The 354-nt window shown below is 47.5% G+C and carries 1 protein-coding gene; it reads right to left on the minus strand.

What is annotated here, in order from left to right; translation table 11 throughout:
- Positions 1 to 354 (minus strand): HAD family hydrolase (locus CWC11_RS20815; protein ID WP_138684176.1); only part of this gene is annotated, 354 nt, incomplete at both ends.

A 354-nucleotide genomic window follows, 5' to 3' on the forward strand; every position in this document is an offset into this window, starting at 1 on the left:
AAAAACGGTTAACTACGACTACGTCACAGCCAGCGCTAAGTGCAGATCTTACCCCTTGATCTGAGTCTTCAAATGCAAGACATTTAGAGGTTGCCACTCCTAGCCGTTTGGCCGCCAATAAAAATGGCTCAGGGTGAGGCTTACCTTGCCCAACATCATCTGCGGTAATTAATATTTCAGGAATAGGTAAACCTGCTGTGGTGAGTCGTGCAACTGCATTGTGACGATTTGCAGAAGTTGCAACGGCCCACTTGCGTTGCTGTGCTTTTATTTCGCTTAAAAACGATTTAGCGCCAGGAATGGCTGTGACGGTATGGGCAAGGTCGGCTTCTGCTTGTTCCAACAGCTCAACTT

It is taken from the genome of Pseudoalteromonas sp. S3178, assembly GCF_005886985.1.
Taxonomy (GTDB): Bacteria; Pseudomonadota; Gammaproteobacteria; order Enterobacterales; family Alteromonadaceae; genus Pseudoalteromonas; species Pseudoalteromonas carrageenovora.